The sequence below is a fragment of the Leifsonia poae genome (assembly GCF_050632195.1).
GTDB classification, from domain to species: Bacteria; Actinomycetota; Actinomycetes; order Actinomycetales; family Microbacteriaceae; genus Leifsonia; species Leifsonia poae_C.
In genome coordinates this window covers 3520995-3534118 of sequence record NZ_CP192580.1, presented here as the reverse complement: position 1 = coordinate 3534118, position 13124 = coordinate 3520995, and the positions used below count along the sequence as shown (strand labels likewise).

At 64.6% G+C, this 13124-nt stretch carries 15 protein-coding genes and 1 pseudogene; 11 read left to right on the top strand and 5 right to left on the bottom strand.

The genetic code is table 11. The annotated features are described in order from the left end of the window. Positions 1-411: 411 nt before the first annotated feature. Positions 412-1572: a tyrosine-type recombinase/integrase gene (locus tag ACQ86A_RS17810; RefSeq protein ID WP_431278256.1), complete on the bottom strand. Its 1161-nt coding sequence runs from the start codon at positions 1570-1572 to the stop codon at positions 412-414. Further along, positions 1572-2099 (bottom strand): helix-turn-helix domain-containing protein, encoded by a 528-nt coding sequence (locus ACQ86A_RS17805; RefSeq protein WP_431278255.1) that lies wholly within the window; start codon positions 2097-2099, stop codon positions 1572-1574. The genes ACQ86A_RS17810 and ACQ86A_RS17805 overlap by 1 nt, the downstream gene beginning before the upstream one ends. 89 nt (positions 2100-2188) lie before the next feature. On the opposite strand from ACQ86A_RS17805, the gene ACQ86A_RS17800 reads away from it, so the two are divergent. From ACQ86A_RS17800 to ACQ86A_RS17765, 8 genes are all read left to right on the top strand, one after another. Next, positions 2189-2395, top strand: coding sequence for a helix-turn-helix transcriptional regulator (locus ACQ86A_RS17800; protein WP_431278254.1), 207 nt, complete (start codon positions 2189-2191; stop codon positions 2393-2395). Positions 2396-3960: 1565 nt separating this feature from the next. After that, entirely contained in the window at positions 3961-4242 is a 282-nt protein-coding gene (locus tag ACQ86A_RS17795; protein WP_431278253.1) for a hypothetical protein, read from the top strand. Continuing rightward, complete coding sequence (locus ACQ86A_RS17790; RefSeq protein ID WP_431278252.1) at positions 4239-4385, top strand: hypothetical protein; 147 nt, start codon at positions 4239-4241, stop codon at positions 4383-4385. The genes ACQ86A_RS17795 and ACQ86A_RS17790 overlap by 4 nt, the downstream gene beginning before the upstream one ends. A 258-nt stretch (positions 4386-4643) precedes the next feature. Further along, positions 4644-5210, top strand: coding sequence for a hypothetical protein (locus tag ACQ86A_RS17785; RefSeq protein WP_431280517.1), 567 nt, complete (start codon positions 4644-4646; stop codon positions 5208-5210). After that, positions 5114-5785, top strand: a complete 672-nt coding sequence (locus ACQ86A_RS17780) for a phage major capsid protein (protein ID WP_431280480.1) — start codon at positions 5114-5116, stop codon at positions 5783-5785. The genes ACQ86A_RS17785 and ACQ86A_RS17780 overlap by 97 nt, the downstream gene beginning before the upstream one ends. A 1-nt stretch (position 5786) precedes the next feature. Further along, entirely contained in the window at positions 5787-6383 is a 597-nt protein-coding gene (locus ACQ86A_RS17775) for an HK97 family phage prohead protease (RefSeq protein WP_431278251.1), read from the top strand. A gap of 283 nt (positions 6384-6666) precedes the next feature. Beyond that, positions 6667-7107: a hypothetical protein gene (locus ACQ86A_RS17770; protein WP_431278250.1), complete on the top strand. Its 441-nt coding sequence runs from the start codon at positions 6667-6669 to the stop codon at positions 7105-7107. Between the two features lie 88 nt (positions 7108-7195). Next, entirely contained in the window at positions 7196-7408 is a 213-nt protein-coding gene (locus tag ACQ86A_RS17765) for a hypothetical protein (RefSeq protein ID WP_431278249.1), read from the top strand. Between the two features lie 262 nt (positions 7409-7670). Here ACQ86A_RS17765 and ACQ86A_RS17760 read toward each other — a convergent pair whose 3' ends face one another. From ACQ86A_RS17760 to ACQ86A_RS17750, 3 genes are all read right to left on the bottom strand, one after another. After that, positions 7671-7931: a hypothetical protein gene (locus ACQ86A_RS17760; RefSeq protein WP_431278248.1), complete on the bottom strand. Its 261-nt coding sequence runs from the start codon at positions 7929-7931 to the stop codon at positions 7671-7673. A 400-nt stretch (positions 7932-8331) separates the two neighbouring features. Next, entirely contained in the window at positions 8332-8562 is a 231-nt protein-coding gene (locus ACQ86A_RS17755) for a hypothetical protein (RefSeq protein WP_431278247.1), read from the bottom strand. A gap of 612 nt (positions 8563-9174) precedes the next feature. Beyond that, positions 9175-10323, bottom strand: coding sequence for a glutathione-independent formaldehyde dehydrogenase (locus ACQ86A_RS17750; protein ID WP_431278246.1), 1149 nt, complete (start codon positions 10321-10323; stop codon positions 9175-9177). Positions 10324-10756: 433 nt separating this feature from the next. Between ACQ86A_RS17750 and ACQ86A_RS17745 the strand changes: the two genes are divergently transcribed. The 3 genes and pseudogenes from ACQ86A_RS17745 to ACQ86A_RS17735 all read left to right on the top strand — a co-directional run bounded on the left by ACQ86A_RS17745 (position 10757) and on the right by ACQ86A_RS17735 (position 13091). Next, positions 10757-11623 carry an AraC family transcriptional regulator gene (locus tag ACQ86A_RS17745; RefSeq protein ID WP_431278245.1) on the top strand — a complete coding sequence of 289 codons (867 nt, stop codon included), beginning with the start codon at positions 10757-10759 and terminating at the stop codon, positions 11621-11623. A gap of 579 nt (positions 11624-12202) precedes the next feature. Continuing rightward, a pseudogene (locus tag ACQ86A_RS17740) lies at positions 12203-12760 on the top strand (phosphotransferase family protein); the annotation flags it as partial. A 157-nt stretch (positions 12761-12917) separates the two neighbouring features. Next, positions 12918-13091 carry a hypothetical protein gene (locus ACQ86A_RS17735; protein ID WP_431280516.1) on the top strand — a complete coding sequence of 58 codons (174 nt, stop codon included), beginning with the start codon at positions 12918-12920 and terminating at the stop codon, positions 13089-13091. Positions 13092-13124: the final 33 nt, after the last annotated feature.

Genomic DNA, 13124 nt, shown 5'->3' with positions numbered 1-13124 from the left:
CCGAACGGCCGGTTGTTCACTGGGACGTTGGCACGCGGGCGTGACAACAATTTGACACTCGGGTGAAATCCGAGGGGATCCTGCGATGTCCAAGACCGTCCACGAGTACCGGAATTTCCCGGTTCGGGACATCTAGTAGGCGTGGGCTGGGCCGCGGCTAGAGTTCAGGACCCACGCGTGCGGCGTACGATCCGTCGACGGGTTCGGCAGGCACGCGTTCACCAGAGCCCAAGCTCCGAAAATCTGCCGTTTGACTACATTTTGACTACAAACGTGTGAGTTCTTATGAGGTCGTAAGAGATCACAGGAGCTCAACTTCGTTGATTTTCCGCGGAAGTTTGGCCAGGCACCAAGGATCACAAGGGCCCGAACTAGAGTTCAAATCCCACCGGTACCGCCAAAGCGAAGGCCCTACATCCCTTGTAAACACTGGGATGCAGGGCCTTTTGCGTATCGGTCAAACGGCTTTGCCCCCATTTGCCCCCTGTTCGCTGCAGTGCGCGCCACGTCCAAGGCGCTGCCCACGGCGTCCAGGTCGTCATCGAACAGGTCCGCGTACACGTCCAACGTCATCGCTGCGCTCTTGTGACCCAGCATGCGCTGCACCGCCTTCACGTTCGCCCCGGCGCTGACCGCCAGGCTTGCGGCAGTGTGCCGCAGGTCGTGCAGGGTGAGGCGGGGGAGCAACGGGTCGACCTGCTGCGCGTCCCTGATGGCGGCGACGTACCAGCCGCGCCTGCTGTCCGGGCTCCGCACATGGTCGGTGCCGTGACCGAAGATGAGGTGGTCGCGGCGCTTGCCGATGCAGAGGCGGCTCAACTCCTCGATCAGGAATGCCGGGACGGGGACGGAGCGCAGCTCATGCGACTTCGGTGAGCCGGTGACAATTTCCCAACCGACTGCGACCGCGTTCTCCGTCACGAACACCCTGCGCCGCAGCGCATCCAGGTCCTGCACCCGCAGGCCTGTCGCTTCACCCCAGCGAAGGCCGGTGTAGGCGAGGAAGCGCACCAGGGTCGCATGCTCGCGGCTGTGGCTGGCCAGCAGCTCGACCTGCGCATGCGTCAGGTAGGGGTGCCGGTGCATCTGCCTCCGAGGCAGGTTCTTCAGGCCGCGTGACGGGTTGCTGCTCAGCAGCCGGTCGGCCATCGCGTTGTCGAGGATCGCGGCAAGGATGCCGTGGGCCCGCAGGACTGTTGACGGGCTCTTCTCCTCGGTGAGTTCCGCGATCCAGTCCCGCACTGCGCTGTGCCGAATCCGACCGATCTGCACGTCGCCCCAGCGGGGCAGGACGTGGATGCGCCAGGTGCTCTCCACGGTGCGCCGGTATGACGGCTTGTGTCGCGTCTGCGCGGCCAACCATTCCGCACCCAACTGCGCGACGGTGACCCGGCCCGCGTTCGCTTCCACGTAGTCGCCGCGCACGATGCTGGTGCGCTGCTGGGCAACGAAGTCGTCGGCTTCCCGCTTCGTGGTGAACCCCCACTTCTCCTCCCGGCGCCCTTCAGGGTTATACCAACGCGCCCTGAAGCGCTTGCCCCCGCTGGTGTCGTACGGCTTTACGGTTCCCATCACTTCGCCCCTTCGGGTCCGGGGGCGATGTCGTTGCCCAGGCGATCAGCGATCCATCTCGCCCGCTCTTCTGGCTCTACACCTGCTGACAGGAAGTCCTGCCAGGTCATCTGGGCTGCACCGGCACGAATCCAGAAGGGTAGGCCGAAGCGAATGTGCCTGAACACCTCGTCGTCGTCGTCATAACCGGGCGGAGGTTTCTGCCCGGTGAGCCAGTCCCACATGGCCTCCGCGTCACCCTGCACACCCGTCGCGGAAACGATGTCCGATTGACTGCGGACGTCCAGGTCCATGAGCAAGGCGGCAGGGGCGACGCCGAGAGCCGCTGCCAGTGCGGTGAGGTCATCGACATCCATGCGCCGCAAGCCCAGCTCGATCCTGTTGATCATGGCCAGGCTCAACGGGTACCCGAGGGCGTTGACCCGTTCGGCCAGCTGGCGAAGACTCATCTGCTGGCCGGTGCGAATGGATCGCAGCCGGTCGGCTGCAATCTGGCCGGTTGACGCGGGTTCGTTGTTTTCTCCCATAATGGGTAAGATTACCCCAGAGTTGACATACCCACAACCATCGGCCTACCTTGAGCACCCATCACCACCCACCCAGGGGAGGAACCGCGATGGTCCTACTTCTACTGATCGCTCAGCTTTGCGAGCTGGTCCCGGACACCACACCCGCGTACTGGGCCGAGCTTCGCGTCAAGGGAACCGGGCCGCCCTACATCAAGCTGTCCCACAAGAAGGTCGTGTATCCGGAGGACAAGCTGCAGGAGTGGCTTGAATCGCGGCTGCACACGAGCACGAGGGACGGCAGTGATGCCGCATGACCCGCTATCACGACGCCCCGGAAACGCCTCGCCAGGCGACCACCTGGGAGACCACGAGGAACAACGCGCTGCGCTACGGGCTGTGCACACGCTGCTCCGCACAACTGGCGTGGGGGCACCAGATCGGGTTCGGCCGGCTTGAGCATCCGCCGTGCCTGGTGTGTGCTCCGCTGGTGGCGTTGCTGCCGACGCGGCGTCCGAACATGTGGCGCACCGTGGAAGGGTCAGCAGCCTCGGGGTCGTCCTGGCCGGAACGTCCTGAAATGAGCACTACAGCATCGGAGGGTGTCTCAGTAGCCGGGGATGCTGCTGCCGTTGTCAGATCGGCGTCTACGGTCCAGCCCGGGCACAACGAGGGTGCCCCCGTGGTGGGAGTGGATCACTCCCAGGTGTCCAGTGACCGGACACCTGACCGACCGGTCACGGTGATCGGGCCGCGTGGCCGGACGGTCGGGGAGGGTGCGCGATGAGCCCCGGACAGACGGAAGCCCGCCGTTCGCCGCGGCGGGCCACCAGCACCTATCAGATCGCAAGCAGCCGGACGGGCCGTGCTCGCACGAGCATCGTAAGCCTGGCCGCCGACACTGCGGAAGGGGACACCTGATGGTGTGGGCTCGATTCGATGACAACTGGACCGAACGCGACGACATCCTCGCACTCACCCTCCCCGAACGGTGGCACCTCATCGGCATGATCGTCTACTGCTGCCGCAACGAAAACTGGGACGGCAACCTTCGACTCTCCGACGCCCGACGCGCCTCCGACGTGGACGACCCCGACACGGCACTACGCGGCCTCCTCACCGCAGGCCTGCTGCAGCCCATCCCGGACGGCGTGCACATCATCGGCATCGAGAACCACGTCCCCGACGAACCCACCCGGCAGCGCAAGAGAAGGATCGACTCCGCAAGCAACGCCAGCGAGCGCACGCCAAAGACAACCACTCGTACTGCACCCCCGAGAACTGCGACATCGTTGCGTCCCAGATCCAGCCCCTGTCCCTGTCCGCGTCCACCCCTACTTCCTTGTCGTTTGGGCAGGCCGTAGAGGTTCCCGTACCCGTACCCGTACCCGTACCCGACAGACCGCAGGACAGTCCGCGGGACCGTCCGCAGGACACACAGGAAGAAGACGAGTACGACAAGAACGGCAACGAGGTCCCCGAGCACCTTCGTGGCCGTGGTGCCCAGTTCGACCCGGTGGAAAACCGGTGGGTGTCGCGGGAGGGGTGGCTGTCATGAGCGCGGTGGAGTGGGCAACCAGGACGCCCGGCCAGCCGTACCGTTGGCTGCTAGATCTAGCATCCGAACGTCGAGCCCCGTTGTGCCCAAACCATGACCAGGTGACTGACCCGTTCGGCGTGTGCGAGTCCTGCCTGACCGAGGCCGGCTGGTCCGGGGCGCGCTGCACGGTGTGCGGCCTGCCCCTGCACCCTGCGGTCGTCAGTGACGGCTTCACCAGCCACCCCACCTGTTGACCCAGGTCTCACCATGAGACCTGGGTAGGGGTCCCATGGTGAGACCCATAGGGGTGCCAGAGCAGGACCCATACGACGAGAGGAAGTCATGTCTGAGAGCGAAGAAGCGATGATGAACCCGAACACCATTGCCTTGGAATTGATGTTGGCTCGCAAACGCCAAGACGAGGACGAATGGGTGCGACTGATGAGCACGATTCCGCTCGGCCCGGAAGTCATCCAGGTCATCGACACCCTCGCGGGCATCGCCGTCGGGAACTTGGAGGAGGGTCACCCGGGCATCGACGCGGAGCGTGTGCTGCAGCTCGCCATCCTCGACACCGACCTGGAAGCCGTGATAGAGGTCACGGACGAAGGTGAAGACGGATGAGCTTCCTCGGTGACGAGGACCCTCCCGGCATGCGCGAGGTGCCGCTGGCCTACGACGACACCGGAACCCCCATCGAGTGGATGTGGGTGCCGGTGGAGAACGCCGACGCTTGGGATGCACGCAAGTGGCATCCCCAGCCGTGAACCCTTCCGTCAGCACATAACACCGCGTATTCTTTGAGGTAGCACGAGAGCACCCCACCCGCTCTCCGGCCAAGGTCGAGGAACCGTCGCAGGTCAAGACCGAGGAGCCGGACAGCCGGGCCGGGACGCGACCGGGCAAGCAGACGCCCTTCGAGGAGCCTGACCAGGACAGCGAACCCTGGTGTGGGCCAAGGCGAGCAGAAGCGACATCCAAGCGCCAGTCCTGGCGCGTCGTTTTCGCATCCCCTCGGAGCACTCATGCCCACCCTGCAGGAGCAGCGCGCGACGCTGCTCGACCAAGCCCGCACCATCATCGACGGCGCGAAAGACCGCGACCTCACCGACGCCGAACAGACCCAGGCCACCGCCTACCTCGACCAGGTGTCCGGACTCGATGCCAGCATCAAGGCGTCGGAGCGTTCCGGGGCCATCATTCACAAGTTTGAGAACGCGTACAGTCCGGACAGCGCCGACCAGGACGGCCCCGCCGAATTCGGGTCCAAGCATCTGTCCCTGCGCGGCGTCCCGGCTAAAGCGTTCTCGGCGTTCCGGCCCGCAGGCAGCAAAGCCGTCATCAGCACCGGCAGCGTCGTCCTCGGCACCGAACTGCTCCCCGCCATCCAGCCCGGCAGCCGCGCCCGCTGTCCCTGCTGGAGGCCATCCCTGCGGTGCAGCGCACCGCCGTGTATCGCTACCTCCAGGAGTCCGCGTTCACGCCGAATGCGGGCGTGGTGGCTCCGGGTGGAACGAAGCCGGTGTCGGCCATCACGATCACCTCGGTGGACGATCACTTGCGGGTGGTTGCAACACTCTCAGACGCCGTAGATCGCTTTGCCCTAGAGGACTCGTCCACGCTGCAGCAGTACCTCAGCTCCACGCTGTCCTACGCGGTGCAGCGGGCAATCGAAGACCAGGTCGTGAACGGCACCGGCGTGGGCGAAGAGTTCCACGGCTGGGCGTCTCAGAGCGGGGTGCAGGTTGTGCCTGCAGCACCCGACTTGATTTCCGGCCTCCGCTCCGCGATCACCTCCCTGCAGGGCGTCGGCATCGTCCCGTCGTTCTTCGCGGTCGCACCCGGCGATTTTGAGGCCGCGCAACTGGCCCGAAATTCGAGTGGTGCGTTCGACTGGGCCGTCGATGGTTCCCCGGTCAACGCGGGCCGTCAGCAGGCGTGGGGTGTGGCCGTTGTCCCCACCGCAGCCGTCCCCGCGGGCACCGCCTGGGCGGTCGGTCAGGGAGCGGTGCAGTTGTCCACCGACGGGCAGATGCGGGTGGACTGGGGAACACCCGGTACCGCGTTCGAGCAGAACCAACTGGTGGCCCGTGCCGAAACGAGGGCAAACCAGGACATCCTGCGCCCCAGCGGCTTGGTCAAGGTCACCCTCACCGCAGGGGCGTGACATGAAGACGAAGATCACCCCGATGACCGGCCTCAAGGCGGGGCCGGCTGACGGGCTCGGCGACGGCGAGTTCATCGCATACGCCAGCACCTGGACCACCACGCCCGACGCGTACGGCGACGTGGTGAAACAGGGTGCGTTCGCGCAGACCATCAAGGACTGGAAAGCCAGCGGCAACGTTGTCCCGGTGCTCTACGGCCACCGGTCCGACGACCCTTCGATGAACGTCGGGGCCACCCTCGACCTGGCCGAAGACGACCACGGGCTCAAGGTCCACGGCAAGTTCGATGACACCCCGACAGCGCAGCAGGTCTACAGCCTCGTGAAAGGCAGGCGGCTCAACCAGTTGTCCTTCGCCTACGACACCATCACCTCCGGACCCGTGAAGGCGGGAGGGGGACCGAAGCCAACGAGCTTCAGGAGGTCCGCCTCTACGAAATCTCGTTGGTCCCGGTCGGAGCCAACCAAGACACCAGCGTCGTCGCGGTCAAGAGCACACCCCGCAGTCCAGCCACCCAGACCCTGGCACTACGCCTCGCCATCCTCAGCGCAGAGAGCTAGCCACCACAGCACCAGCGACATACGATGCAGGTGCTAAGCGGATTAGCGCGAGGCCCGCAGTTCCTTCCATGAGACTGCGGGCCTCCACCATGCGCGCTGTACGCCCACCTGCGCGGCGCAGCGGTCGCAGGTGATGACCCAGCATCCCCACCGCACGCAGGGACCCCCCACGCCTCGCACAACGCAAGCCCTCGGCAAGGAGTCAACATCGCAAGCTGCGCACCACCGCATCACTCTTCCCGGTAGTGAACCGGTACCCCCGCAAAACAAGGCACCCCCTGGACGCGCGCGCGAGGGCACCGCACCGGCAAGATGAGCGTATGGACCCACTCACCACATCGGACATCATCCAGATTGCTGTCGTCATCGCAGCCGTTGGCTCCTCGATCATCGCCTTATGCATCGCAGCGAAGGATCGGCGCGCGGCGGCGGAGGAGGCCTCCCGGGAACGGAAGTTCCAGAGCCTCCGGGGTGAGTTGGACCTTGCGATGCGCCTCCTCACCAACACCAGCCGGGGAGGATCGACGGACCCTCTTGAGCGGGCCCGACTCGGAGCTGAACAGATGGCGCTGGTGGGCCTCCTCGGCGAGAAGCGCATACCCAGGCTGTGGAAACGGCGCATGAACGTGACCGACGAAGCCCTGAGGAAGATGCTCGATGACCCACAGGAGAAGGACTTCAAGAAGTGGGAATACGAGAGCCTGTTGGCTGTCAACGAAATCGTGCGCGAACTGTCCGCGTTGGAAGGGGCGGGCAAGTAGCCCGTCGACAGTTTCTGCCCAGTCTTCGCCTGGAAGGTCGTACCTACGAAGCGCCCCGCCCGGGGCCGAGCGCCTGTAGGAGGCAACCATGACGAACACCACCACGACCCCCGCCACGAAGCCCGTAGCCAAGCCCGCCAAGATCGACCCGGCCAGCACGCCGGAGCGGAAGGCCGAACGGAAGCTGGTGGAGAAGCGGCGGGCCGCAGGTGAGTCGTGGGCGGCCATCGCGAAGGACCTGGGCATGAGCCCGATGGGGGTGCGTGGACGGTACATCGACCTGGTGCCCGTCACGGAGTAGCAGCACCTGCTCGTCGCATCGATCGGTGCGACGAGGCCCCTCGTCCTTTCGGGCGGGGGGCTTTTGCGTTCCCCGTGGTGCTATCCGGGCGTGCAAGAGTAGTGCCGTCACCACTCTTGCTCCTGCGAAACCGGTAGTGACGTCACCACCGGTTTTCCCTGCGGCACCGCACGCGCCTCGTACAGGCGCTCAACCCAACCTGCGGGTGTTACCTCATCGGAGGGGGACGAAATCCCACCCCCACCAGGCGCACAGGGGCCTGCTACCCCTGGCGGTGCTCCAACGCTGCGACGCGCGTCTCCAGCGCGAACACCGCACCAAGAAGCTGCGTGGCCATGTCGCCGGTGTCGACCGTCTCGTACGCGTCAACGCTTGCCTTCACGAACGCCACGAGGTTGGCGGTGATCGGGTAATCGGCGGGAGGAAGGGCAAGGTGCATGCGGTCGAGGTACTCACTGAGTGATTCATCGTCGCCCATCGGCCGCTGGTAGTCGCTCGTGGCCTTCGCGAAATCGTCATCCATGAGCGGAGACTACCGCCCAGCCCCCCATTTGCCCCCCTTTTCAAGAGGGTTTGTGCTGATGCATCCTGACCCATAATCACTCAAAAACCCTTGCAAACACTGGGCTGTGGGCGGATTTCCAATGAATGAAAGGACCTCACCTTTAGGTTCAAATCCCACCGGTACCGCCATCGTGAAACCCCCGCGATCCCCGTGTTTACAAGGGATCCGGGGGTTTTGCTTGGTCCGAAACTGCCATTTGCCCACGATTTGCCCACACTTGAACCGTGGAGGGTCGGCCAGGTGAGAAGTCGGCGGCACCGGATAGGCTCCCTGCATGACCTGATCTGGCGCTTCCGGAGGACTACGCGACCGTCCTCGCCGGGCTCAAGCAACGGGTCCGCGAAGCGCGCTTTCGTGCTCAGCGACACAGACTCGCGTCCACGGAATCCGGCTGCTCTGCCGCCAGAAAGGACTGCAAGGTCGGGTCGACGATGATGTGGCCGTCCGCCCCCATAACGGGACCCGGCAAGGGTGCTATCAAACCGCGTTCAGCATCCACATAGTCCTGAACGTCATCCATCGCGTACTGCAACTTCGCTTCCGCGATTGCTGCCACCGTCGCCGGCGACGGGCTCTTCTGATCAGCCATGCCCCGCCCTCACTCTCAATGAACCACATACTCCTCTCGCACTAGCCGATTGCGCCAGTCACTTGTTTTTTCAGAACCTGCTCGCCCCATTCGCGTCAAACCCCTCCATTCGCGTGGGCCTATGAAGGTTCGTGCGCAGCCGCCCGAGCCGCAGGATCCAATTTCATATCACTCAGGGCATCGAGTTGGACGATCAAGAGGATTGTATGGAGTGGTGGAGACTCTATAGTCAGGCGCCGATCGGGGTGTTTTGACTGGCGCCATTCCTGGTCTGGCGGGAGGGCGGTCTCATACGACTGCGGCGGGGTATGGCGGCAGGGGTTGCGGTGGAGATCCTGGCCGGCTTCTTCTTCGTCGCGCCAGGGGAGGGTCTGGTCGTTCGATTGGAAACACTGCACACTGCGCGAATACTCTGGCCTCGGCCAAGCTCAGCGGTAGCTTCGTGTTGGCCCTAGGCGTCCGCTCCGGTCCTGCCTGGACGCTTGATCAGTCCGATCTCCTCACCACGCGGGCCCACGCCACGATCTTTGGCTGACGCGAAGCCGTTATCGATCCGACTGACAGGGGCGGTGCACGCGAGAGCGGCACCGCCCGTGCCCTGTTGCCGTCGTCCTATGCGTTTGCCGGGTGCAGCACGACCTTCGTCCATCCGTCGTCGCGATTGTCGAAGTGTTCGTATGCGTCGGGCGCTTCATCGAGTTGGAGTTCATGGCTGACGATCCAGGATGGCTTCGCCTTCTCGCCGGCGATGAGGTCGCGCAATTGGCGGTTGTATCGCTTGACGGGGCACTGGCCGCTGCCCATCTTCTGGCCTCGGAACCAGAACTCACCGAAATCGAAGGCCACCTCGCCTTGCTTGGCCAACTCGTCGGCACCGCCGGGGTCCTGCGGAATGTAGACGCCGACCACCCCGATCTCGCCCGTAAACCGGACCGACTGCACCAGCCGGTTCAGCGTCATATTCGCGTGCTCGTGTCCTTCGGTGTCGTGGGCTTGGTACCCCACGCACTCGCATCCGTTGTCTGCGCCGAGCCCCATAGTCATCTCGTTCACCGCCTCGACCGGGTCGACCTTCGAGTCGTCGATCGCGATCGCGCCGATTTCTTCGATCTTCTTCAACCGGTCAGGGTGCCGGTCGACGACCATGACCTTGCTCGCGCCCTTGATGATCGCCGAGTATGCCGCCATCGCCCCGACCGGTCCTGCACCGTAGATGACTGTCTGATCACCCGGCTTGACGTGCGCCATCTCCGTCGCGTGGTAGCCGGTCGGGAAGATGTCGGCCAGCATGACGTAATCGGTCTGCCGCTCCTCGGCATCCTCCCCGAGCCGCAGACAGTTGAAGTCGCCCCACGGCACCCGCAGCAACTCGGCCTGGCCGCCGGCCCACGGTCCCATGTCGGCGAACCCGTAGGCGGCTCCCGCCCAGGCCGGGTTCGGCTGCGCGGTCAGGCAGTAATTGGTGAGACCGCGCTCACAGTTCTTGCAGTGGCCGCATGCCACGTTGAACGGGAGGACGACGTAGTCGCCGACCTGCACCTTGTCGACGCCGTCGCCGACCTCGATGACCTGGCCCATGTTTTCGTGCCCAAACCATCGCCCTGTCTCGAAGTCGGTCCTGCCCTCGTACATGTGCAGGTCCGACCCGCAAATGTTGGTCGTGGTGATCTGCACCAGGACGTCGGTCGGACGTTCTATGCGCGCATCCGGTACGTCCTGGACGGTGACCGTGCGCGGACCTTCGTACACTACTGCCTTCATTTTCCTGCCTCCATCGGTCGATCGACAGATGCTGGCGTATATCCGATATCCCCTCGGCGTCGCTCTGTAACGGCGCCAACGCTACGCGGCTCCCCGACAAACGCGAGGGGGTCGGAGAAGAACGAGGTGTGATTGTCGCCACCATCGCGGAGATCGGATCTGAGCCACAACCGACGTCAAGAATCGTGCGACCAGCTATGTGTCCGATGAGCTCCGCAAGCGCTGGCCGGTATGTAGTACTCGTTCAGGAGAGTCGTCGCATTCAGCTTTCGGCTAGTTGCTGGCATCGTCGCTCTCGCTTTTGCAGCGCAACGTCGTTCGGACGTCGACCGTCTAACGGGCACGTTCTAGAGGACGTAGGCGATCAGATCGGACCGCGATAGTAGGGTGCCGATCGTGACGACCCGGAAGTGTGGGTGTCGAAGGAGGCGGCATGATCGCGGAGTTGAACAAACTGGTAGAGCTGGTCGAGGACCATCTGGACGACGACCTCGACGTGGCGGCGCTAGCGAGTGAGCTCGGCACGACGGAGTACCACCTCCGGCGGATGTTCTCGTCGCTGGCCGGGATGCCGCTGTCAGAGTACGTCCGTCGTCGCCGGATGTCCGTCGCGGCAGCAAAGGTTCTCGGAGACGACGACCTGCTGAGTATCGCGGTGCGATACGGCTACGGCTCGACCGAGGCGTTTGGTCGGGCGTTCCGCTCTGTGCACGGTGCCAGCGTCGGCGACGTCAAGCGAAACGGCGGCCCCCTTCGAACGCAACCGCAGCTCAGGTTCCGCCTGACCGTAGAAGGGAACATCACCATGCACACCCGAATCACCGATCGACCGGCCTTTCACCTGGTCGGCCACGCCACTCGCGTGCCACTCATCCACGAGGGCATCAACCCCCACATCCAATCCCACATCGCCTCCCTGCCGGCAGCGGAGCACGCACGACTTAGAGCCCTGAGCGACACCGAACCAGCCGGCCTGCTCCAGGTCAGCGCCGACGTCGACCCGGACTACACCGAGGGAAGTGAGCTGACCTACCTGCACGGAGTAGCCGTCACAGGCATAGACACAGTGGACGACGATCTCGACACGATCGAGGTACCCGCCGGCACGTGGGCAGTGTTCCGCACCGAAGGTGAGTATCCGACCGCACTACAGGAGGCTTGGGCTGCGACCGCGACCGACTGGTTCCCGTCGAACCCGTGGCGGCTCCGGCCCGGGCCATCCATCGTCGCGGTACTCGACCGGGCCGAGAACTTCAGCACGGCCACCTGCGAGCTGTGGCTCCCCGTCGAGGGCGCCTGATCAAGCGGGCCTGCCGGCAGCGAGCGCTAGCAGGCCCGCTGCCCGCTGCCCGCTGAGGGATCCTCTAGCGGGACGGCTTGCACGTTATGGCCCCCGGACAATTTATTTGGCATAGATCGCGGATAATCTGCTGGCGAAAGCACTTGAGGGCTGCTGATTGGGCCAATCTTCTGCGCGCATCCACAGTGGCGCCGTTCGACCGCCAGAAGGATTGTCTTTCTGCCACGAAGTCTGTCCTTTTTCGTGTCGTGGAGGATCTCAAATGGCTCGTTCTGTCGCCGGCCTCGCCGGAGGCCGCGGCGCAGAAACCGATGGAGCGTGCTCGCGACAGTCCGATGAGGGACGTTGACGATCACGCGACGAGATCGGGTGCGCGCCCTGCGCTTCAACCGGCCGCACGCGTAGCGTTCGACTCTCCCCTCACAGGGCACGCCGGAGCGCTGCAATTCGGAGAGCCGTCCGATCAAGGATTGGCTGCGGGAGCCTGCGTCGCCCCGGGCGATTTCCGGTGTGCCGACGAACTTTCAGCACTAGATTGTGTGGGTGAATCTGTCGGATCTCGGCACGCCCCTCGGGCCGATGATCCGCGTCCACGGTGGCTTCGCTAACAGGATGTACCGGCTCGACACCGACTGCGGTTCGTTCTCGGTGAAGGAGTTGAACCTCGTGGATCGCCGCTGGACGTACCGCGTCGAGGACGTTTTCCGGTTCGAGCGAGCAGCTTTTGCCGCCGGCATCCCCATGCCAGAGCCCATATCGGCCAGCCGTCACACGCTTGTTCACCGGTGGGTCGAGGGGGAAACGGTGCCAGAAGCGCCGGTGTCAGCGGCGTACGCGTTCGAGGTCGGTGAGATCCTTGCGCGCATCCACGCGCTCGACGTCCAGTGGGCCCCCGAGTCGCTCGTGCCCCAGCCCGCTCGTGACTGGCCCGAACTCGCCGAGCGAGCGGCGGCGACCGGACAGCCGTGGGCCGACGAACTCGCTTCCCAGGTCGAGACCCTCCTCGCGATCGCCCATTTCGTTGACACGTGCGAACGGCCGGGTCCCATTGTGCTCACCCACAGGGACATTCAACCGTGGAACCTGCTCGCTCGCGACAGTCGGCCGGTCGTGCTCGACTGGGAGCTCTCGGGCATGCTCGACCTGGCTGGTGAGCTCGGATCGACTGCGCTCAGTATCGCCAAGGGACCGGGGTTCGACCAGATCGAGTCGACCGTCTTCCGGTCGGTCCTCGAGGGTTATGTCGACGGGGGCGGAACGCTCCCGCCGACAGGCCCGGAGTTGGTTCGTGTACATGATCGACAGCTGGCTGGGTCACACGAGGTGGAACATCCTTCGCTGCCTCGCCCCGGTCGCAGCCAGCACCGGCCCCGACCTCGCACTGTCGCAGGAGTCCGTCCGCAACGGCCTCCGCGGCCTCCCCGACATGTTCGCCCGGCTTCCGGAGCTCGAAGCGCTGCTCGGATGACGATGACGCTGCCTTGAGCACCGTCCCTGAGAG